The organism is Streptomyces sp. NPDC029169, from assembly GCF_055563935.1.
On the sequence record NZ_JBVHXA010000008.1, the window covers coordinates 324,433 to 346,192 of the forward strand.

At 72.6% G+C, this 21,760-nt stretch carries 17 protein-coding genes; 12 read left to right on the forward strand and 5 right to left on the reverse strand.

All coding sequences use genetic code 11. The features are described 5' to 3' along the window. Positions 1-86: 86 nt before the first annotated feature. The 3 genes from ACZ4VI_RS18425 to ACZ4VI_RS18435 form a co-directional block, all read right to left on the reverse strand. The gene (locus tag ACZ4VI_RS18425) at positions 87-1,445 is read right to left on the reverse strand and encodes a coenzyme F420-0:L-glutamate ligase (protein ID WP_468000332.1); all 1,359 of its coding nucleotides are present in this window, start codon (positions 1,443-1,445) and stop codon (positions 87-89) included. A 155-nt stretch (positions 1,446-1,600) separates the two neighbouring features. After that, positions 1,601-2,569 (reverse strand): 2-phospho-L-lactate transferase, encoded by a 969-nt coding sequence (cofD, locus tag ACZ4VI_RS18430; RefSeq protein ID WP_468000273.1) that lies wholly within the window; start codon positions 2,567-2,569, stop codon positions 1,601-1,603. 13 nt (positions 2,570-2,582) lie between these two features. Continuing rightward, positions 2,583-3,116 (reverse strand): cysteine dioxygenase, encoded by a 534-nt coding sequence (locus ACZ4VI_RS18435; RefSeq protein ID WP_468000275.1) that lies wholly within the window; start codon positions 3,114-3,116, stop codon positions 2,583-2,585. Between the two features lie 649 nt (positions 3,117-3,765). Between ACZ4VI_RS18435 and ACZ4VI_RS18440 the strand changes: the two genes are divergently transcribed. The 3 genes from ACZ4VI_RS18440 to ACZ4VI_RS18450 all read left to right on the forward strand — a co-directional run bounded on the left by ACZ4VI_RS18440 (position 3,766) and on the right by ACZ4VI_RS18450 (position 9,356). Beyond that, entirely contained in the window at positions 3,766-4,029 is a 264-nt protein-coding gene (locus ACZ4VI_RS18440; protein ID WP_015033978.1) for a WhiB family transcriptional regulator, read from the forward strand. Between the two features lie 192 nt (positions 4,030-4,221). Further along, a complete protein-coding gene (locus ACZ4VI_RS18445) occupies positions 4,222-7,845 on the forward strand; it encodes a glycosyltransferase family 2 protein (protein ID WP_468000277.1) in 3,624 nt (1,207 codons plus the stop codon). Further along, positions 7,842-9,356 carry a DUF5719 family protein gene (locus tag ACZ4VI_RS18450; RefSeq protein ID WP_468000279.1) on the forward strand — a complete coding sequence of 505 codons (1,515 nt, stop codon included), beginning with the start codon at positions 7,842-7,844 and terminating at the stop codon, positions 9,354-9,356. Before ACZ4VI_RS18445 ends, ACZ4VI_RS18450 begins: the two co-directional genes overlap by 4 nt. A 135-nt stretch (positions 9,357-9,491) precedes the next feature. Here ACZ4VI_RS18450 and ACZ4VI_RS18455 read toward each other — a convergent pair whose 3' ends face one another. Further along, the gene (locus ACZ4VI_RS18455) at positions 9,492-10,061 is read right to left on the reverse strand and encodes a metallopeptidase family protein (RefSeq protein ID WP_468000281.1); all 570 of its coding nucleotides are present in this window, start codon (positions 10,059-10,061) and stop codon (positions 9,492-9,494) included. A 290-nt stretch (positions 10,062-10,351) separates the two neighbouring features. On the opposite strand from ACZ4VI_RS18455, the gene ACZ4VI_RS18460 reads away from it, so the two are divergent. From ACZ4VI_RS18460 to ACZ4VI_RS18495, 8 genes are all read left to right on the forward strand, one after another. Continuing rightward, a complete protein-coding gene (locus tag ACZ4VI_RS18460) occupies positions 10,352-10,783 on the forward strand; it encodes a DUF3499 domain-containing protein (protein ID WP_468000282.1) in 432 nt (143 codons plus the stop codon). Between the two features lie 116 nt (positions 10,784-10,899). Continuing rightward, complete coding sequence (locus tag ACZ4VI_RS18465) at positions 10,900-12,267, forward strand: phosphomannomutase/phosphoglucomutase (protein WP_468000283.1); 1,368 nt, start codon at positions 10,900-10,902, stop codon at positions 12,265-12,267. A gap of 97 nt (positions 12,268-12,364) precedes the next feature. Beyond that, positions 12,365-12,547: a Trm112 family protein gene (locus ACZ4VI_RS18470; protein ID WP_468000285.1), complete on the forward strand. Its 183-nt coding sequence runs from the start codon at positions 12,365-12,367 to the stop codon at positions 12,545-12,547. A 630-nt stretch (positions 12,548-13,177) separates the two neighbouring features. Then, positions 13,178-14,371, forward strand: a complete 1,194-nt coding sequence (locus ACZ4VI_RS18475) for an SIS domain-containing protein (protein ID WP_468000287.1) — start codon at positions 13,178-13,180, stop codon at positions 14,369-14,371. 98 nt (positions 14,372-14,469) lie between these two features. Beyond that, positions 14,470-15,621 carry a mannose-6-phosphate isomerase, class I gene (manA, locus tag ACZ4VI_RS18480; protein ID WP_468000289.1) on the forward strand — a complete coding sequence of 384 codons (1,152 nt, stop codon included), beginning with the start codon at positions 14,470-14,472 and terminating at the stop codon, positions 15,619-15,621. 77 nt (positions 15,622-15,698) lie between these two features. Next, positions 15,699-16,664 carry a cation diffusion facilitator family transporter gene (locus tag ACZ4VI_RS18485; RefSeq protein WP_468000290.1) on the forward strand — a complete coding sequence of 322 codons (966 nt, stop codon included), beginning with the start codon at positions 15,699-15,701 and terminating at the stop codon, positions 16,662-16,664. A gap of 412 nt (positions 16,665-17,076) precedes the next feature. Continuing rightward, positions 17,077-18,507 carry an adenosylhomocysteinase gene (ahcY, locus tag ACZ4VI_RS18490; protein ID WP_468000291.1) on the forward strand — a complete coding sequence of 477 codons (1,431 nt, stop codon included), beginning with the start codon at positions 17,077-17,079 and terminating at the stop codon, positions 18,505-18,507. Positions 18,508-18,660: 153 nt separating this feature from the next. Then, the gene (locus ACZ4VI_RS18495) at positions 18,661-19,287 is read left to right on the forward strand and encodes a hypothetical protein (RefSeq protein WP_468000293.1); all 627 of its coding nucleotides are present in this window, start codon (positions 18,661-18,663) and stop codon (positions 19,285-19,287) included. Here the strand turns inward: ACZ4VI_RS18495 and ACZ4VI_RS18500 are convergent. After that, the gene (locus ACZ4VI_RS18500; RefSeq protein ID WP_468000294.1) at positions 19,284-20,204 is read right to left on the reverse strand and encodes an RDD family protein; all 921 of its coding nucleotides are present in this window, start codon (positions 20,202-20,204) and stop codon (positions 19,284-19,286) included. The genes ACZ4VI_RS18495 and ACZ4VI_RS18500 overlap by 4 nt on opposite strands. A gap of 120 nt (positions 20,205-20,324) precedes the next feature. Between ACZ4VI_RS18500 and ACZ4VI_RS18505 the strand changes: the two genes are divergently transcribed. Continuing rightward, complete coding sequence (locus ACZ4VI_RS18505; protein ID WP_468000295.1) at positions 20,325-21,332, forward strand: stage II sporulation protein M; 1,008 nt, start codon at positions 20,325-20,327, stop codon at positions 21,330-21,332. Positions 21,333-21,760: the final 428 nt, after the last annotated feature.

Consider the following 21,760-nt stretch of genomic DNA (forward strand, 5'->3'; position numbering starts at 1 on the left):
CAGACGGCCCTCCGGGCCTCACCCCGACCTCCCAGGCCTCACCCGGGCGCCACCCTGGCCTCACCCCAGCCTCACCCCCAACCCCCTCACCGCACCTCGATGAACCGCCCCGCCTGCCGCGCCGGCCGTTCCTTCGGGGGCGCCGCCGCGCGACCCACGGCCACCGCGCCCATCGGGTCCCAGTCGTCCGGGAGCCCGAGGACGTCCCGTACGACCTCGCGGCAGAACATCGTCGAGGACACCCACGCCGAGCCCAGCCGCTCGCCCGCCAGCGCCACCAGGAAGTTCTGGACGCCCGCGCCCGCCGCGACCACGAACATCTCGCGTTCGGCGGCGTCCCGGCGCGGGTCGCCGTAGTGGTGCGAGCCGTCTGTCACGAGACACGGCACCACCAGATACGGCGCGTTGCGCAGCACGTCCCCACGCCGCACCCGCTGGGCGATGGACTCCTCCGACCTGCCGTCCCGCCGCAGGTCTGCGATCCACGCGTCCCGCATCGCGTCGAGCAGCCGCAGCCGTGACTCCGCCGACTCCAGGAGCACGAACCGCCACGGCGTGGTGTGGTGCGGCGCCGGGGCCGTGAGGGCCGCGGCGACGGCCCGCCGTACGGCGCCCGGGTCCACCGGATCGTCGGTGAACTCCCGGACGGTACGCCGCAGGGACATCGCCTCGCGCACGGCCTCCGAGGTCCCGAGCCGGAACATGTCGTCGGCGGCGCCGCGCACCAGCGCCCGCGCGCCCTCCTCGGCGGAGGCGTCCACGACGTGCGGCAGACCGCGCACGACGGCGACCGGCAGCCCGCTCGCCTTGCCCTTCACCAGGTCGCCGGCGGCGGCGAGTTCGTCGGCGGTGGCGACGACGGTCGCGCTGAGCGGATTGCCGTACGCATCGGTCCCGCCGCGCAGGTCGTCGAGCACGCGCACACCGGCCGCGCCGATGGCCACGTCGGTCAGTCCGCTGCGCCAGGGCCGCCCGAAGGTGTCCGTGACGACGACACCGACGTCGACGCCGAGCGCGTCGCGCAGCCCGTCCCGTATCGCACGGGCGGAGGCATCCGGGTCGACGGGCAGCAACAGGACGGTCCCGGCGGGGGTGTTGGAGGCGTCGACCCCGGCCGCGGCCATGACGAGGCCCTGCCGGTTCTCGACGATCCGCAGGGTGCCGCGCCGCGCCACCACCCGTACCGTCTCGGCGTCGATCGCCTCCTCCCGGTCGTCGGCGGCGATCACCCGCCCCTCCGCCTTGCTCACGATCTTGGACGTGACGACCAGGACGTCACCGTCCTCGAGACCGGGGGAGACGGAAGCGATCAGCTTGGCGAGATCGTCCCCGGCCTTGACCTCAGGCAACCCACCGAGCGCCCACACCCGATACCCGTCACCCCCCACCGCGTCGCCGGCAACCGCGCTGCCCGTCACCGCGCCCCCGGTCGCCGCGAGGCCCATCGCCGCGCCCCCGGTAACCGCGCCACCGCTCGCCGCGCGGCCCGCCACCGCCCTGCCGGTCACCGCGGCGCCGGCCACCGCGGCACCGGCCACCGCGCCACCGGCCACCGCCCCGCCCGGCACCGCACCGTCCGCCCCGCCGTCCGCAGGACCCCTCATCCCCGGACCTCCTCCGCCAGCTCCTCCGCCAGCGTCAGCGCCTCGCGTGCCATCGCCGTCGTCGCGTCCAGGTCCGTCATCATCAGCGGGATCGCCCGGCAGCGGATCCCCGCCGACTCGACGTCCTCGACCGCGCCCGCGTCGACCGTGTCGACCAGCCAGCCGTCCAGCAGCCCCGAGCCGTAGTGCCGCGCCACCGCCGCGGCCGTGGACTCCACGCCCACCGCCGCCAGGACCTTGTCCGCCATGCCCCGCACGGGCGCGTCGCCGACGATGGGGGAGAGGCCGACCACCGGCACGTCCGCAGAGGCGATCGCCTCGCGGATGCCCGGCACGGACAGGATCGTGCCGATCGACACGACCGGGTTGGACGGCGGGAAGAGGATGACGTCCGCCTCCGCGATGGCCTCCAGGACACCGGGCGCCGGCTTCGACGCCTCCGCGCCGACCGCCACCACGGCCTGGGCGTCCACGGACGCCCGAAGCCTCACCCAGTACTCCTGGAAGTGCACCGCCCGCGACTCGCCGTCGATCTCGATCGCGACATGCGTCTCGACGCGGTCGTCGGACATCGGCAGCAGCCGCACGCCCGGCTGCCAGCGCGCGCACAGCGCCTCCGTGACCGCGCTGAGCGGATAGCCGGCGCCCAGCATCTGCGTACGGACGATGTGCGTCGCGAAGTCGCGGTCGCCGAGGCCGAACCACTCCGGCCCCACCCCGTACGCCGCGAGCTCCTCCTTCACCGTGAAGGACTCGTCCTCACGGCCCCAGCCCTGCTCCTCGTTGATGCCACCGCCGAGGGTGTACATCACCGTGTCGAGGTCCGGGCAGACCTTCAGCCCGAAGAGATGGATGTCGTCACCGGTGTTGCCGACGACCGTGATCTCCGCGTCCGGAGCCGCCTGCTTGAGGCCGCGAAGGAAGCGGGCACCACCGATGCCACCGGCCAGAACCACAATGCGCATGTGGATCAGTCTGTCAGGCCGGTACGACACCCGGGGTCGACGGGGCGGAATGGGCCGGGGCGGCCGGGGCGCACTGAGCCTGGCGGGACTCGTGCATGGGCATCTCCGTCAGCCCCGGGTAGTAGACGTGCAGGCTGACCGCCGGTTCGAGGGAGTCGTTCACGACCTCGTGCACGTACCCCGGCGCGAACACCCGCTGCGCGCCCCCTGACAGCGTCCGTACGCCCCTCTCCGTACGCTCCGTCAGTTCGCCCTCCAGGACGGTCAGTACGCCGGATGACGGGCCGTGGTCGTGCAGTCCGCTGCCCTGGCCGGGGACCCAGGAGAGCAGCCACACCTCGTAGCCCGGGCCGGTGCGGAGCCGGTGGTACCAGCGGGTGGTGGCGTCGTACTCGACGTGGGGGGCCCACTGCGCGCGGTCGGCGGCGATGGAGCGGGCGAGGCCGACGAACTCGGCCACGCTGGCGGGGTGCTCGCGGGCGGGCTGCAGGAGGTGCTGGACCTCGAGGATGTCGCCGGCGATCTGAAGGTCACTGTCGCTGTTCATGGGTGCGGGGTTCCTCGGCAGAAACAGAAGTCGTGCAGGGGGGTCACGCGGGAAACGCTGCTGGCGCAGCACATACGGAGAAGGCGCTGGAGCTCGGGGGCATCAACAGCTGGAACAGCAACAGCAACAGCGGGCCTGGACAGCGCGGCGGAACCCACGGGCGTGGGTCGCGGCGGGCGCTGAGGTCGCTGGCATGCCACCAAAGGTGACGGGCGGGCCACCCGACTGTCAACTCAATGCCCGTTTTGGGGGTAATGTTTCACCTCATCCGGTTACCGTGCCTGGAGAAAGGTTTGTTCAGGCGCCGACCGGGAGACATGGCGCAACATCCGTGCCCGTAAACGCGGCTGAGGTCCCGTGATCAGACTGTGATCCGGATCGCTTCCGTGGCTGGATCGCAACAAGATCCACGCTCCGGGCGTCTCTCTCCTCGAGAGGGAACGGTGCGGCCAGGCCCGTGGCATGTGTCAGGTTTTTGGTGATTTGAACACTTTCCGCATAGCCTTGGTTCCGCAGAGTGAATACCGGGCCCAATAGCAGATTCCGGCTTGACTCGCACAGAGCACGAACTTGTAATTTCACTCGTGTCGTTCGGCCGGAATCGGTAGCGGCAACATCACGGGGACGCGAAGACAGACGAGGGGCGCACATGACCGAGTTGTTCCAGGAACTGCTGGTCGAGGACGCGGACGAGGAACTCGGCTGGCAGGAGCGCGCGCTGTGCGCCCAGACCGATCCCGAGTCCTTCTTCCCCGAGAAGGGCGGCTCGACCCGCGAGGCCAAGAAGGTCTGCCTCGCCTGTGAGGTCCGCTCCGAATGCCTGGAGTACGCCCTGCAGAACGACGAACGATTCGGAATCTGGGGCGGTCTGTCGGAGCGCGAACGCCGCCGCCTCAAGAAGGCCGCCGTCTGAAGTACACGGCTCCCACGCCTTCGGCATCCGCACCCGCCGAACCACCCACACCCGTACACAACGAACGGTCCGCCTCCTGTGCTCTGTCCACAGGAGGCGGACCGTCTTGTTGACAGCCGTTAGTGTGGGGCCCCGTCCGAGACGTACCCACGCCCCCCGCGGGCGACCCCCGGCCGGAGGGCCCGTACCTCGATGTCCTCAACTCCTGAGTTTCCGCGACACGTCGTCACCGCCGTGCTCGTCGCCCACGACGGCGCCCGCTGGCTGCCGGACGCCCTCGCCGGGCTGCTCTCCCAGGAACGCCCCGTGCAGAACGTCGTCGCCGCCGACACCGGCAGCGCCGACGACTCCGCACAGCTGCTCGCCGACGCGATCGGCGTCGACCGCGTGCTGCACCTCGCGCGCCGTACGGGCTTCGGTGCCGCCGTCGAGGAGGCCGCCCGCACCGCGCCCGTGCTCGGACCTGAGGAGCTCACCTATCTGAAGCGCCCCAGCGGCTGGGACCCGGTCAGCAGAACCTGGAGCGACGAGGCCTACGACCTGCCCGAACTGCCGCACGGCGAGCCCGTGCAGTGGCTCTGGCTGCTCCACGACGACTGCGCCCCGGAGCCGGACGCCCTCGCCGAACTCCTGCGCGTCGCCGACTCGGACGCGTACGCCGCCGTCGTCGGCCCCAAGCTCCGCGGCTGGTACGACCGCAGGCAGCTGCTCGAAACCGGTGTCTCCATCGCCCGCAGCGGCCGCCGCTGGACCGGCCTCGACCGCCGCGAACAGGACCAGGGCCAGCACGACCAGGTCCGCTCCGTCCTCTCCGTCTCCAGCGCCGGCATGCTCATCCGCCGCGACGTCTTCGAGGAACTCGGCGGCTTCGACCGGCGCCTGCCCCTGATGCGCGACGACGTCGACCTGTGCTGGCGCGCCCACGCCGCCGGCCACCGCGTTCTCGTCGCCCCCGACGCCGTCCTGCGGCACGCCGAGGCCTCCGCCCGCGAACGCCGCACCGTCGACTGCGCCGGCCGCTCCGTGGCCAACCCGCACCGCGTCGACAAGGCCGGCGCGGTCTACACGCTCCTCGCCAACAGCCGCGGCGCCGCCCTGCCCTACGTACTGATCCGGCTGATCGTCGGCACGCTGCTGCGCACCCTCGCCTACCTCGTCGGCAAGGTCCCCGGCCAGGCCGTCGACGAGGTCATGGGCCTCTTCGCCACCCTGCTGCGCCCCGAGAAGATCCTCGCCGCCCGCAGACGCCGCAAGAACCCCGCCGTCCCGGCGAGCGAACTCCGCCCGCTCTTCCCGCCGCCCGGCGCCACCGTCCGCGCCACCGCCGAACAGATCGTCGCGAACTTCGGTGGCTCCGACGCCGATTCCGGCGGCTCGCGCCACGGCGCCGTCGAATCCGGCCCCGGCGGCGACGACGCCGACTTCATGGAGATCGAGCAGTTCGCCCGGCTGAAGAAGATCGCCCGCAAGCCCGGGCCCGTCCTCTTCGCCCTCCTCCTGCTCGTCTCCGTCGTCGCCTGCCGCGGCCTCTTCGGCGGCGGCTCGCTCGCCGGCGGCGCCCTGCTGCCCGCCCCCGACTCCGTCTCCGAGCTGTGGGGACGGTACGCGGACAGCTGGCACGCCCTCGGCACCGGCGGCACCCAGACCGCACCGCCGTACCTCGCCGTCCTCGCCGGGCTCTCCGCGCTCTTCCTCGGCTCCACCTCCTTCGCGCTCACCGTGCTGCTCGTCTGCTCGGTCCCGCTGGCCGGCTTCACCGCCTACTTCGCCGCCCGGCCGATCGTCGAGTCCCCGCTGCTGCGCGCCTGGGGCGCCATCGCGTACGCCTTCCTGCCCGCCGCCACCGGCGCGCTCGCCGCCGGCCGCCTCGGCACCGCGGTCCTCGCGATCCTGCTTCCCCTCATCGCCCGCGCGGCCGTCGCCGCCCACGGCTTCACCGCCCAGGGACAGGGCCGCGGAAGCTGGCGCGCCACCTGGGCGTACACCTTCCTGCTGACGTTCACGATGGCGTTCACGCCGATCGTCTGGCCGCTCGCCGTCGTCCTCGGTATCGCCGTGCTCGTCCTGCGCCGCGACGACATCACCGCCTACGGCCTGCGCTTCCTCGCCACCGTCGGCACCCCGGTCCTCGTCCTCGCCCCCTGGTCGCTCTCCCTGCTGACCAGCCCCTCCGCCTTCCTGCGCGAGGCGGGACTCGACATCCGTACGGGTACGGCCTCCGCCCTCGACCTGCTCGGGATCAGCCCCGGCGGCCCCGGCACCACCGGCGGCCTCCTCCTCATCGGCATCGTGCTCGCCGCCCTGGCCGGACTGCTGCGCGAGGAGCGGCGGTTCGCCGTCGGCGTCGCCTGGACCGCCGCCCTTGTCGGGTTCCTCTTCGCCGTGCTCTCCAACGGCGCGGGCGGCACCGGCTGGGCCGGTCCCGCCACCCTCGTCTACGGCACGGCGCTGATCGCCGCCGGCATGATCGGCGCCGAGCGCGGACGCACCCGCGTCGCCGCGCACGGCTTCGGCTGGCGCCAGCCGGTCGCCGCGCTCATCGCGCTCGCCGCCGCCCTCGGCCCGGTCGTGGCCGCCGCCGGCTGGATGATCGGCGGCGCCGACGGCCCGCTGACCCGGCGCGACCCGGTCCAGGTCCCGGCGTTCGTCGCCGAAGAGAGCGGCAACCCCGACCAGCCCCGCACCCTCATCCTCGGCGGCACCTCGCCCGGCGAGGTCGCGTACACCCTGGTCCGCGGCTCCGGCGGCCGCCTCGGCGACGCCGAACTGACCGAGGCCGGCGGCAGCGACCCGCGCCTGGACAAGGTCGTCGCGCACCTGGTCGCCGGCTCCGGCGCCGACCAGACCGAGGAGCTCAGCGGGTTCGCGATCCGCTACGTCCTCGTACGGGACGGGGCGCCGCGCCAGATGAGCCGCGTCCTCGACGCCACCCCCGGCCTGAGCCGGCTCAGCCAGCTCGACGGCAGCGCGCTCTGGAGCGTCGACCGCGAGCGCGTGGTCGCCCGCGCGACCATCGTCCCCGCGCCCGCCGACGCGGCGAAGACCGCCGACCCGGCCGCCGCGCCGGTCGCCGTCGCCGCCGGACCCGTCGAGGCGCACACCGAGATCCCCGCGGGCCCCGCCGGCCGCGTCCTGCGCATCGCCGACCGCGCCGACGAGGGCTGGACCGCCACCCTCGACGGCAAGGAACTGAAGAAGACCACCGTCGACGGCTGGGCCCAGGGCTTCGAGCTCGACGCCGAGGGCGGCCGGCTCGACCTCACGTACGACCAGCCGTTCACCCACACCCTGTGGATCTGGGCCCAGGTCGGCCTCGCCGTCGTGCTTCTCGTCCTCGCCCTGCCCGGGCGGCGCCGCGAGATCGACGACGACCTGCCGGAGGAGGAGGTCGTCATCCCCGCCCAGGCGATGGAGGGCGACGGCCGCCGCGCCCGCCGCCTGCGTGCCGCCGCGGAGGCGGAGGCCGCCCAGGGGCAGGGGCAGGGGCAGGAGCCCGAGCCCGTTCCCGTACCGCAGGAGCAGGCGTACGCGGCTGAGGACTGGCCGCAGCAGCACCAGGACCAGCAGCAGGAGCAGTACGGCCAGCAGGGCTACTACGCGCAGCCCCAGCAGTACGCCGAGTACGGCACCGACCCGTACCAGCAGCAGTACGAGCAGTACCCCCAGCAGGCCTACGACCCGCAGCAGCAGTACGAGCAGTACCAGCAGCAGGGTTACGACCAGCAGGGCTACGACCCGCAGCAGCAGGCGGCGTACGACCCGTACACGTACGGCTACGAGACCGAGCAGCGTCCCGACGGGAGCAGCAACCAGTGAAGCGCACCACCCTCTCCCTGATCGCGGTCGCCACCGCCCTCGCCGCCCTCACCGGCTTCGCCGCCCTGACCGCGCCCGACGGCACCACCCCGGTCGCGGCGATCGCCACGGAGCCGATGCCGGTCGAGCGCTCCAGCCTGCTGTGCCCGGCGCCGAGCACGTCCGAGGTGGCCGAGACGGACTACACCTCGTACACCCCGCCCGGAAAGAGCACCACCGCCAAGGCAGGCACCGTCGCCAAGGCCGAGCTGAAGGCCGCCCCGACCGCCGCCACCCCCGGCGGCACGGCGGCCAAGAAGCCCGGCGCCGCCAAGGCCCCGGCCACCGTCACCCAGCCCGGCAAGCCCGTCGCCGCCGAGGCGAACGGCGGCGCCGCCCCCGCCCTGGCCGGTTCGGCCACGGGCGGCCTCGCCCCCGGCTGGACGGTCCAGCAGACCACCGTCGTCCCGGCCGGCGGAGCGCGCGGCCTGCTCGGCGTCACCTGCACCGCCCCCGACACGGACTTCTGGTTCCCGGCCGCCTCCACGGCCAAGCAGCGCCAGGACTACGTCCACCTCACCAACCCCGACGCCACCGCCGCCGTCGCCGACATCGAGCTCTACGGCCCCGAGGGCGAGCTCAAGTCGCAGCTGACCGAGGGCATCCCCGTCCCGGCCCACTCCAGCGTCCCCGTCCTGCTCTCCACGCTCACCGGAGAGGCCCCCACAGCCGACGTGACCGTCCACGTCACGACCCGCAGCGGCCGGGTCGGCGCGGTGATCGGCTCCGCCGACGACAAGCTCGGCAGCGACTGGCTCGCCGCCTCCGCCGACCCGGCCGGCACCGCCGTCCTGCCCGGCATCCCCGCGGACGCCACCTCGGTGCGCCTGGTGGCGTACGCACCCGGCGAGGACGACGCCGAGCTGAAGATCCAGCTGGTCGGCGAGAACGGCACGATCGTCCCGGCCAGCGCGCAGGCCCTGCACGTGAAGTCGGGCATGACCGCGGCCGTCGACCTCGCGGACGTCACCCGCGGCGAGGCCGGCTCCCTGCTGCTCACCCCCTCGGACGCCAAGAAGTCGGCGCCGTTCGTCGCCGCCCTGCGCGTCGTGCGCGGCAAGGGCGACAAGCAGGAGGTCGCGTTCATCCCGGCCACCGCGGCGATCAGCGCCCGGGCCACCGTCGCCGACAACCGCGCGACCGGCTCCACGCTCACCCTGACCGCGCCGGGCGCCGCGGCCCAGGTCAAGGTGACCGCCTCGGCCGGTACGCAGGGCGGCACGCCCGTCTCCAAGACGGTCTCGGTCAAGGCGGGGACGACGGTGAAGGTGACGGACGTGGTCCCGGCCGGCCTGAAGGGCTCCTACGCCCTGACGGTCGAACCGGTCTCGGGCGGCCCGATCCACGCGGCCCGCATGCTGGCGGTCCCGGACGACGGCATTCCCATGTTCACGGTCCAGACCCTCGCGGACGACCGCGGCACGGTCCAGGTCCCGACGGCCAAGCAGAACCTCTCGGTCCTGGACAACTGACCACGCGCGCGTACGCGGGTCAGTGCGCGCGTACGAGTGTCAGCGCGGCCGTACGCAGGCCAGCGGCCGTACACGGGTCAGTGCGCCGGTGTACGCGGATCGCCGGTGTACGCGGATCAGTGCGCCGTACGCGGATCAGTCCTGCCCGTACCGGGGGTCCACGGACTCGGGGGAGAGGCCCAGCAGCTCCGCCACCTGTTCCACCACGACCTCGTGGACGAGCAGGGCCCGTTCGTCGCGGCTCTTCGAGCGGATCTCGACGGGCCGCCGGTAGACGACGACACGGGCCGGCCCGTCCTTCGCCGCCGGCGCCGAGCCGCCCAGCGGTACGGCCTCGCCGGGCGCCGACGGCGGCACGTCGAGCACCATGAACTCGACGTCCGCCAGCTGCGGCCAGCGCCGCTCCAGACGCTCCACCGAGTCGAGGACCAGATCGCGGAACGTGTCCGCCCGGCTCGCGGACAACGGCACCTGCGGCGGGGCGACCGGCCCCCGCATCCCGCGGCCGTGCCGGTCGCGGCGACGCGTCCGGGGCTCCACCGGAGCCGGGCGCACCTCGCCGGGGCGAACCTCGGCGTAGCCCGACTCGCCAGGGCGGGCCTCGGCGGAGCCGGACGCGCCCGCGTGGGGCTCGCCGGCGGGGTGCTCACCCGCGTGGGACTCGGCCGGACGGGACGAGGGGCGCGGCGGCACAGGACTGTCCATCACTGACGCAGCGTAACTCTCCTCGGTGCCCGGCGACCGTGGTGCACACGTGCCACCTCCATGTCGCCCGCACCCCGGCTGTCGATAGTTGAGCATTCCGGCCAAGCACGGGCTCGATTCCATAGGTTCCCGCGATCGGCCATCTGGCGGTGGTTGACCGGATTCCTGTCGGACGTTGTCCGGATCGACCGCCGTCCCCGCCCCCGTTCCCCTCCTTACGCGCAGGTCAGGACGGCCGCCCGGAGAGGGTCCGTGGTCGAGGTCACACCGCGACACGGTGGAGTGACCTGGTGGAGAGTCGTCGCGGCCCGCTCAAGAGTGCGGTACCGTCCAACGTCGTGAGCCCTGTACGTCGCTGTTCGCGCACCGCGTGCGGCCGCCCTGCCGTCGCGACACTGACGTACGTCTATGCCGACTCGACTGCGGTCCTCGGCCCGCTCGCCACCTACGCCGAGCCCCACTGCTACGACCTGTGCGCCGAGCACAGCGAGCGCCTCACCGCGCCGCGCGGCTGGGAGGTCGTACGGCTCTCCGATCCCTCCGCTCCGTCCCGCCCCAGCGGCGACGACCTCGAAGCCCTCGCCAACGCGGTACGGGAGGCGGCCCGCCCCCAGGAACGCGCGGCCGAGGCCGGCGGCAAGGGCGGCGGCGGTCGAGGCGGGGACCCCATGGAGGTCGGACGCCGCGGCCACCTGCGGGTCCTGCGCTCCCCGGACAACTGACGGCCACGTCCCCGACCAGGGCGCTCTGCCGTCCCGGGAGCGGCCCCCGGTAGGTTGGGCCTCCTACACGCGCCGCACACGCGTGCCGGAGATGGCGTATTCAGGAGGGTTGTTCCGTGGCTGCTGATCTGTCGCAGATCGTGAAGGCGTACGACGTCCGCGGGGTGGTGCCTGATCAGTGGGACGAGACGCTCGCCGAGCTGTTCGGAGCCGCGTTCGTCCGTGTGACGGGTGCGGACGCGATCGTGGTCGGCCACGACATGCGGCCCTCATCACCTGGCCTGTCGGGCGCCTTCGCCCGTGGCGCGGCCCGCGTCGGCGCCGACGTCACCCTGATCGGGCTCTGCTCCACGGACCAGCTGTACTTCGCCTCGGGCAGCCTCGACCTGCCGGGCGCGATGTTCACCGCCTCGCACAACCCCGCCCAGTACAACGGCATCAAGATGTGCCGCGCGGGCGCCGCCCCCGTCGGCCAGGACACCGGTCTCTCCGAGATCCGTTTGCTCGTCGAGCGCTGGTCGGAGGAGGGCGCCCCCGCGGCCGCGCCCACGACCGGCATGATCACCGAGCGCGACACGCTGAAGGACTACTCCGCCCACCTGAAGGCGCTGGTGGACCTGACCGCGATCCGGCCCCTGAAGGTCGTCGTGGACGCGGGCAACGGCATGGGCGGCCACACCGTCCCCACCGTCTTCGCGGGCCTCCCGCTGGACCTCGTACCGATGTACTTCGAGCTCGACGGCACCTTCCCGAACCACGAGGCCAACCCGCTCGACCCGGCGAACATCGTCGACCTCCAGGCCCGCGTCCGGGCCGAGGGCGCCGACCTCGGCCTCGCCTTCGACGGGGACGCCGACCGCTGCTTCGTCGTCGACGAGCGCGGCGAGGCGGTCTCCCCGTCCGCGATCACAGCACTGGTCGCCGCCCGCGAGCTGGCCAAGACCCCCGGCGGCACGATCATCCACAACCTGATCACCTCCTGGTCGGTCCCCGAGGTCGTGCGCGAGAACGGCGGCACGCCGGTCCGCACCCGCGTCGGCCACTCCTTCATCAAGGAGGAGATGGCGAAGACGGGCGCGATCTTCGGCGGCGAGCACTCCGCGCACTACTACTTCAAGGACTTCTGGAACGCCGATACGGGCATGCTCGCCGCGCTCCACGTCCTGGCCGCCCTCGGTGGCCAGGACGGCCCGCTGTCGCAGCTGGTCTCCTCGTACGACCGTTACGTCGGCTCGGGCGAGATCAACTCCACGGTCGCCGACCAGGCCGGCCGTACGGCGGCGGTCAAGGCGACGTACGCAGGTCAGGACGGCATCACCCTCGACGAGCTCGACGGTCTGACGGTGGCGTCGGCCGACTGGTGGTTCAACCTGCGCCCGTCGAACACCGAGCCGCTGCTGCGCCTGAACGTGGAGGCCCGCGACGAGGCCACCATGGCCAAGATCCGCGACGAGGTCCTGGCGCTGGTCCGCGCGGCGGACTGACACCCTTCTGCGGCCGGGGGCGCGCCCCGTCCCCCGGCGGTAGGCTGACCTGGCCCAAAGGGCAGCACCATCACCGCTTGTTCGAAGGGGAAACCTCATGCCGCTCGAAGCCGGCCTCCTGGAGATCCTGGCCTGCCCGGCGTGCCACGCGCCACTGAACGACCGCACGGCGGCCGAGACCCCCGAACTCCTCTGCACGAGCCCCGACTGCGGCCTCGCCTACCCGGTCCGCGACGGCATCCCGGTCCTCCTGGTGGACGAGGCCCGCCACCCGCAGTAGCCCGGCCCGCCCGCCCCACGGCCGACTCGCCGCCGACGGCGTGACCCGACCATGGCCCGGCCGTCCTACGGACGGATCGCCGCCGAGGGCGGGGTTCCGACCACTGGCCGACCGGAGTAGCGCGGCTCGGCCGTCCTGCGGACGGATCTCCGCCGACGGCGCGTTCCGACCACGGACGACCGGCCCGGCCCGCAGTGGCGCGGCCCGGCCGCCCGGCGGACGGATCACCGCCGACGGCGGGTTCCGACCACAGGGCGACCGGCCCGGCGCCCGCAGAAGCCGCGGCTCGGCCGCCCGGCGGACGGATGACCGCCGACGGTGGGATCCGCCCACGGGACGACCGTCCCGCCGCCCGCAGCGGCGCGGCCCGGCCGCCCCACGGACGGATCGCCGCCGACGGCGGGTTCCGACCACGGGAGGACCGTCAGCCGACGTCTCAGTTGTACGGGTGGTGCGGGTGGGAACCCCAAGCCCGGCCGAAGGCCGGGCGCACCACCACGAACCCGCACCGGCCCCGCACCCCACGAACCCGCACCGGCCCCGCACCCCACGAGCCCGCACCAAACCGCACCGGCCCCGCACCCCCCCCACGAGCCCGCATCCGCCCCGCCAACCCGGAGGCACCGCCCCATGCTCGACGAGACCCTCCTCGACGCCCCGGACGCCCTCGCCCTCGCCGACCGCCGCGGCCTCCTCCGCGGCGCCGCCGAGGCAGGCGCACGGGTGCGGACCGCCGCGCGCCACGCCGCCGAAGCCGGAATCTCGGAGCTGAGCCCGGACGGCCGCCCCCGCTCCGTCCTCGTCGCAGGCCCCGGCACGGCCGCCGCGGGCGTCGCCGACCTGGTCGGCGCCCTCGCCGGCGCCGCCGCCCCCGTCATCCGCCTCCAGCCCACCGGCGTCGCCCCCGCCGCCGGGGCCCTGCGCTGGGCCCTCCCCGGCTGGGCCGGCTCCGTGGACCTGCTCCTGATCCCGACCATCGACGGCTCCGAACCCGGCCTCGCGCTCCTCGCCGAGCAGGCGTACCGCCGCGGCATCACGGTCGTCGCCGTCGCGCCGAAGACCTCCCCGCTCGCCGACACCGTCAGCGCCCCCCGAGGCCTCCTCGTCCCGATGGCGATGGCCCCGAACGAGAGCGCCGAGGAGTACGAGGAGACCCTCGCCGCCGGCCCCGGCGCCCTGTGGGCCCTGTTCACCCCGCTCCTCGCGCTGCTCGACCGCGTCGGCCTCCTCGAAGCGCCGCCCGAGACGCTGGAGAAGGTCGCCGACCGCCTCGACCGGATGGCCGAACGCTGCGGCCCGGCCATCGCCACGTACAACAACCCGGCGAAGACGCTCGCCGCCGAGCTCGCCGACACGCTGCCGCTGATCTGGACCGAGGGCGACGCCGCCGGCCCCGTGGGCCGCCGCTTCGCCGCCGTACTGGCCGAGCTGGCCGGCCTGCCCGCGCTCGCCGCCGAACTGCCCGAGGCCCTGCCCGCCCACGGCGTCCTGCTCGCCGGCGACTACGCGGCCGGCGCCGACCCCGACGACTTCTTCCGCGACCGCGTCGAGGAGCAGCAGGCCCTGCGCGCCCGGGTCGTCCTGCTGCGCGACCGCCCGTCCGCCACCGGCGGACTGACCGCCGCCCCCGCCGCCCGCGAGCTGGCCCTCAGCCACGGCACCGCGATCAGCGAACTGGAACCGCTGGCGCCGGAGGAGGCACCGGGCGAGAACGCCGAACTCCTCGAAACCCTCGCCGAACTGCTCGCGGTCACCGACTTCGCCGCGATCTACCTCTCCCTGGCCTCGGCCGGCATCGCCCCACCAACGGCACCACCCGCGTAACCGGCACGCCCGTCCCACGACGCCGCCACGTCCCACGACGCCCCCACCTCCATCACCGCATCACCGCATCACCGCACTGAGGAAAGCTGGAAGGCTCCATGGACCGCCTCGTCAACACCGTCCGCCCCTACGCCTGGGGTTCCACCACGGCCATCCCGGAACTGCTGGGCGTCGTCCCCACCGGTGAGCCCCAGGCCGAGATGTGGATGGGCGCCCACCCCGGCGCCCCCTCCCGCACGGACCGCGGACCCCTCAACGAGGTCATCGACGCCGATCCCGTACGTGAACTGGGCGCGCCGGCCGTCGGGAAGTTCGGCCCGCACCTGCCCTTCCTCCTCAAGCTGCTCGCCGCCGGCGCCCCGCTCTCCCTCCAGGTCCACCCCGACCTCGCGCAGGCGAAGGCCGGCTTCGCCGCCGAGGAGGCGGCCGGCGTCCCGATCGACGCGCCGCACCGCAACTACAAGGACGCCAACCACAAGCCCGAGCTGATCTGCGCCCTCACGCCGTTCAACGGCCTGTGCGGCTTCCGTAACCCGGTCGAGGCCGCCGACGCCCTCTCCGCGCTCGGCGTCGACTCCCTCAAGCCGTACGTCGACCTGCTCCACGCCCACCCTGAAGAGGCCGCGCTGCGCGAGGTCCTGACGGCCCTGCTGATCGCCGACCACGAGGAGATGGCGCACACCGTCGCCGAGGCCGCGGCCGCCGCCGAACGCCTGGGCGGCGCCCACGCCCCGTACGCCACACTCGCCCACCACTACCCGAACGACCCCGGCGTCATCGCGGCCATGCTGCTCAACTTCGTCCAACTCCAGCCCGGCGAGGCCCTCTTCCTCGGCGCGGGCGTGCCGCACGCCTACCTCGACGGCCTCGGCGTCGAGATCATGGCCAACTCCGACAACGTCCTGCGCTGCGGGCTCACCCCCAAGCATGTCGACGTCCCGGAACTCCTGAAGATCGTCCGCTTCGAGCCGACCGAGCCGGCCGTCCTGCGCCCCGAGGCCTCCCCGTCGGGCGAGGAGGTCTACGACACGCCCATCGACGAGTTCCGCCTCTCCCGTTTCGTACGGGCCGAGGGCGCGGCGCCCACCGACGTCACCACCGCCACCCCGCAGATCCTCCTCGCGGTCGCGGGCCGCCCGAAGGCGGGCGAGGTAACGCTCGCGCCCGGCGAGTCGGTGTTCGTCCCGGCGGGCGAAACGACCGAACTGTCCGGTACGGGAGCGGTCTTCCGCGCCACCGTCGTGGCCTGATACGACCCTGATGCAACAATGACCGGCCGAATGGCGGCAACAGTGCCGGAGTACCGACGAAGGGAACACGTACACCCATGAGCGCGTCAGGCGGAACCAAGGCGATCGTGGCGGCACTCGCCGCGAACCTCGCGATCGCGGTAGCCAAGTTCGTGGCGTTCCTCTTCAGTGGTTCGTCCTCGATGCTGGCCGAGAGCGTCCACTCGGTCGCCGACTCCGGCAATCAGGGACTCCTGCTCCTCGGCGGCAAGAAGGCCAAGCGCGAGGCGACCCCGCAGCACCCCTTCGGCTACGGCCGCGAACGCTACATCTACGCCTTCCTCGTCTCCATCGTGCTCTTCTCCGTCGGTGGCATGTTCGCCATCTACGAGGGTTACGAGAAGATCAAGGACCCGCACGAGATCGAGGCCTGGTACTGGCCGGTCGGCGTCCTGGTTTTCGCGATCATCGCCGAGACGTTCTCGTTCCGTACGGCCATCAAGGAGTCGAACGAGATCCGAGGCAAGAAGTCCTGGAAGGAGTTCGTCCGCCACGCCAAGGCCCCGGAGCTGCCGGTCGTACTCCTGGAGGACCTCGGCGCCCTCGTCGGCCTGGTCCTCGCCCTCGGCGGCGTCGGCATCGCGCTCCTGACCGGCAACGGCGTCTGGGACGGCATCGGCACCCTCTGCATCGGTGTCCTCCTCATCGCCATCGCGATCGTGCTCGCCGCGGAGACCAAGTCGCTGCTGCTCGGCGAGGCCGCCGGCGCCGACCAGGTGAAGATGATCGAGGACGCGGTCGTCGACGGCGAGACCGTCACGCGCCTGATCCACATGCGCACGCTCCACCTCGGCCCGGAGGAGCTCCTCGTCGCCGCCAAGGTCGCGGTCCGGCACGATGACACGGCCACGCAGATCGCGGCCGCCATCAACGCGGCGGAGGAGCGCATCCGCGCCGCCGTCCCGATCGCCCGGGTCATCTACCTGGAGCCGGACGTCTACAGCGAGGCGGCGGCAGCCGCAGGCGCCGACCCCGCAAAGACCCCGGGCGGCCCGGGGCACTGACGGCCCCGCCCGGTTGTGGGGCGGGCGGGCTGCTGGCGGACACCGTTGTGGGCATTCGTTCCTCCCCCAGACTCCGTCCGGGGGACCCCCAGGCGGAACGGGTGGGACAACACCACGACGAGCGGCGCCGACGACAGGGCCCGCACCACAGGGGCCCGGGGTCACCACGACCCCGGGCCCCTGTGCGCTGGGCGGACTGTGGGTCGCCGCTTGATCGGTGTAGATTCGTGACCAGCCAGACGTCGCTGCTGATGGCGGTCGGGCGGTCCGCGAGGACCGGCCGAGGGAGAGAGGGCCTCCGACGACTGCACCGCGGGAGTACCCCGGGCATTCGTGTGCCCGCGCTACCCGAAGTCGCGGTGTCAGGCGCCCCGACCACCCTCGAACCCGATCCACGAGGAGCAGCCCAGTCATGACGACTGCCGCCACCCAGCAGGACTTCAAGGTCGCCGACCTGTCCCTGGCCGCCTTCGGCCGCAAGGAGATCACCCTCGCCGAGCACGAGATGCCCGGCCTGATGTCGATCCGCCGCGAGTACGCGGAGACGCAGCCGCTCGCCGGCGCCCGGATCACCGGCTCCCTGCACATGACCGTGCAGACGGCCGTCCTCATCGAGACCCTGGTCGCCCTCGGCGCCGAGGTCCGCTGGGCCTCCTGCAACATCTTCTCCACCCAGGACCATGCGGCGGCGGCGATCGCGGCGGCGGGGATTCCGGTGTTCGCCTGGAAGGGCGAGACGCTGGAGGAGTACTGGTGGTGCACGGAGCAGGCCCTGACCTGGCCGAACTCGCCCACCGGCGGCCCGAACATGATCCTGGACGACGGCGGCGACGCCACCCTCCTCGTCCACAAGGGCGTCGAGTTCGAGAAGGCCGGCTCCGCCCCGGACCCGTCGACCGCGGACAGCGAGGAGTACGGCCACATCCTCCGTCTCCTCAACCGCACCCTCGGCGAGAACCCGCAGAAGTGGACCCACCTCGCCTCCGAGATCCGCGGTGTGACGGAGGAGACCACGACGGGTGTCCACCGCCTGTACGAGATGCACCAGGCGGGCTCCCTCCTGTTCCCCGCGATCAATGTGAATGACGCGGTGACGAAGTCGAAGTTCGACAACAAGTACGGCTGCCGGCACTCGCTGATCGACGGCATCAACCGCGCCACGGACGTCCTGATCGGCGGCAAGACTGCCGTCGTCTGCGGTTACGGTGATGTGGGCAAGGGCTGCGCGGAGTCCCTGCGGGGTCAGGGCGCCCGGGTGATCGTCACCGAGATCGACCCGATCTGCGCGCTGCAGGCGGCGATGGACGGCTACCAGGTCACCACACTCGAGGACGTGGTGGAGACGGCCGACATCTTCATCACCACGACGGGCAACAAGGACATCATCATGGCGTCCGACATCGCCCGGATGAAGCACCAGGCGATCGTCGGGAACATCGGTCACTTCGACAACGAGATCGACATGGCAGGCCTGGCCGCCACCCCCGGCATCGTCAAGGACGAGGTCAAGCCGCAGGTCCACACCTGGACCTACCCGGACGGCAAGGTCGTCATCGTCCTGTCGGAGGGCCGTCTGCTGAACCTGGGCAACGCGACCGGCCACCCGTCCTTCGTGATGTCGAACTCGTTCGCGGACCAGACCCTGGCCCAGATCGAGCTGTTCACGAAGCCCGAGCAGTACCCGACCGACGTCTACGTGCTGCCCAAGCACCTGGACGAGAAGGTCGCCCGCCTCCACCTCGCCGCCCTGGGCGTCAAGCTCACCGAGCTGCGCCCCGAGCAGGCCGCCTACATCGGCGTCCAGGTCGAGGGGCCGTACAAGCCGGACCACTACCGCTACTGATGCCGGTACGGACGGCGCCCGTGCACTGACGCACGCCCGTCCCCCGCACCCGTAGAGGAATCAGGCAGGCCCCCGCACCCCCGTGCCGGGGGCCTGCCTCGTCCAACGGGCCCGCACCCGGGCCTACCGCCCCACGAAGCACCCCGAGGACCCATGCCCCGCGGCCGCTATTCGCTCCATGATCCGCACGATCACACCCCCCTCGGTGAAGAGCACTTCAACTGCGCGCCCGGCCCCTCCGGCTGGCGCTACGTCTCACAGATCACCACCCCCTCCGGCGAGCACGCCGGCTCCGTCGACCTGGCCATCGACGAACTCGGCCGCCCCATCCGACTCGAACTCCACGCCGCGAGCTGGCAGGTCCGCGGCGCCGCCCTCGAGGGCGTCACCTGGGTCCGCACGGACCCCACCGGAACCCACGCCACCGAAGGCAATGTGCGCGCCCACGCCTTCACCGGCAGGTCCCCGGCGTTCCTCGTCGCGATCACGCGACTCCTGCGCCTCACCCCCGCTTCCCCCGCGACCCGCGTCCGGCTCGTCGCCTTCACGGATCCCGTCCTCGCCCCCCTCACGATCGACCAGTCCTGGGCCCTGGTGAACAGTGAAGCGCACCCCACTGACAACGGCCGTCTGATCGTGGACGAGTACCAGGTCAACGCCCTGGACACGGGCGAACAGCACACCGTTCACATCGCCGGCGACGTGGTCCTCTCCGCCCCCGGCATCGAACTCGAGTCCCTCGACACCCCGCCGAACGTCTTCCCCGACACGGGGCGCTAGGCGGGCGGGGCGAACCCGGTACGACGCTCCGGCTCCGCCGCCTGGACAGGCGCCGTCGCCTGACCGCCCGGCGCCACGCCCCCGGCCGCAACGGCACCCGCGCCCGCCCCCGCGCCGGAACCCACCCCCACCCCCGTCCCCGTCACCGCTCCCGCAATCGGCGCGGACGAACGGGCGAAAGCCCGCCGGGCGTCCCGCGCCTGCCGCTCGCCGACGACCCCTGCCAGATACGCCGCCGCAGGCACACCCGCCGGCGGAGGCGTCCCCGTCCGCGCGACCAGCTCATCGGCCAGCCGCTCCGCGATCCGCCGCCCCACCGCCGGGTCCAGCTGCCCCATCCGCGTCAGGTACTGCCGTATCTCCAGCCACAGCGCGTCGGGCACAGCCGAGAGATCCAGTCCCGCGAACCGCCCCACGAGCCACGGCGGGGGAGGAGGCACGACCGTGGTCCGAGCCGCCGGCATCCGCTCCCGTACGACCAGCGTCCCGGCGAAGACATCCCCGATCCGCCGCCCCCGCGCGGAAACGAGCGACGCGATACAGGCGACGACCCCGAACGTCATCAGGATCTCCACGACCCCCATCGCCCCCCGCACCAGCGCGTGCCGGAACCGGATCGGCCCGCCGTCGTCCCGCACCACCCGCAGCCCACAGGCCAGCTTCCCCAGCGACCGCCCGTGCGACAGCGTCTCCACAGCGATCGGCGCCCCCACCAACACAAGCAGGAACGACGCGATCGAGACAGCGGTCTGCGCGGCTTCGTCAAGCGAAGCCGTCGCCAGCGCGAGCCCGATCGAGACCAGCAGATAGGCCGTCCACACCACCACCATGTCGAGGAGCAGCGCCAGAGCCCGGCTCGGCAGCCGCGCCGGCTGCATCCCCAGGACGACGGCGTCCCCCGTCACCACCCCACTCACAGCGCCCACCCTTCTCCGACCTACCCCGACCCATCGGTACGACAGTCTGCCAAGCTGACCCGCAGCGCGCCGCAGTAGTACGGACCCGTACGCACCCAGTGCCTGGAGCAGCAGCCGATCATGGACCTCGACGTCTACGTCACCGCCCACCGCGCCGAGTGGGACCGCCTCGACCACCTCCTGCGCCGCGGCGGCAAGCTCAGCGGCGCCGAGGCCGACGAACTCGTAGCCCTGTACCAGCGGACGGCCACCCACCTGTCCCTGATCCAGTCCAGCGCCCCGGACCCCATGCTTACGGCCCGGCTGACCCAGCTCGTCGCCCGCGCCCGCGCCACGGTCACCGGCACCCGCCGCTCCACCTGGCGCGACGCGGCCTACTTCCTGACGGCCGGCTTCCCGGCCGCCGTCTACCGCTCACGGCACTGGTGGGTCCCCACGGCCGTCCTCTCCACCCTCCTCGCGGTGATCATCGGCTGGTGGATCGGTACGCACCCCGAGGTGCAGTCCGCCATCGGCGCCCCGGCGGAACTGCGCGAGATGACCCGCCCGGGTGGCCAGTACGAGACGTACTACTCGAGCCACCCGGCGGCCTCCTTCGCCGCCCAGGTCTGGACGAACAACGCCCAGGCCGCCGCCATGTGCCTGGTCCTCGGCGCGTTCCTCTGCTTCCCGGTGCTGTGGATCCTCTTCCTCAACATGCTGAACCTCGGCGTCGCCATCGGCCTGATGTCCTCGGCCGGCCGCCTCGACGTCATGCTCGGCCTGCTTCTCCCGCACGGCCTCCTCGAACTGACCGCCGTCTTCGTCGCCGCCGGCACCGGCCTCCGCCTCGGCTGGACCCTCATCGAACTGGGCCCCATGACCCGCCGAGCCGCCCTGGCCAAGGAGGGCCGCGCGGCCGTGGGCATGGCGATCGGCCTGGCCCTCGTCCTGTTCCTCTCGGGCCTCATCGAAGGCTTCGTCACCCCGTCGGGCCTCCCGACCTGGGCGCGCATCACCATCGGCGTCGCCGCGGAGCTGGCATTCCTCGCCTACGTCTACGTCCTGGGCGGCCGCGCCGCCCGCGCGGGTGACACGGGCGACGTCGACGAACCGGACCGCAGCGCCGAGCTCCCCACCGCCGCCTGATGTGCGTACGACCCCGCTGACCTGCTAGTCTCCTCTTCGCCCACAGGACTGTTGACACGGTTCGCGTGGGGAGGTAGATTCAAACGGTTGCCCGGGCTAGACAAGTCCAGCGGCGACGAGTTAGTGTCTGTCTCGCTCCGGTTGGGAAGCTGATTTCCACGGAGCCACCCGATTCCTTATTCGAATCACGAAAGCCACCGATTAGGTCGGCCGGAATGGATCTGATAAAGTCGGAATCGCCGGAAAGGGAAACGCGAAAGCGAAGAACAGTCCGGCCGACCCGCCCAGCGGGTGGCAGAAACGGAAAACGGATCTGCTAAGCTGGAAACACGAAAGACCGAAGGGAAGCCCGGAGGAAAGCCCGAGAGGGTGAGTACGAAGGAAGCGTCCGTTCCTTGAGAACTCAACAGCGTGCCAAAAATCAACGC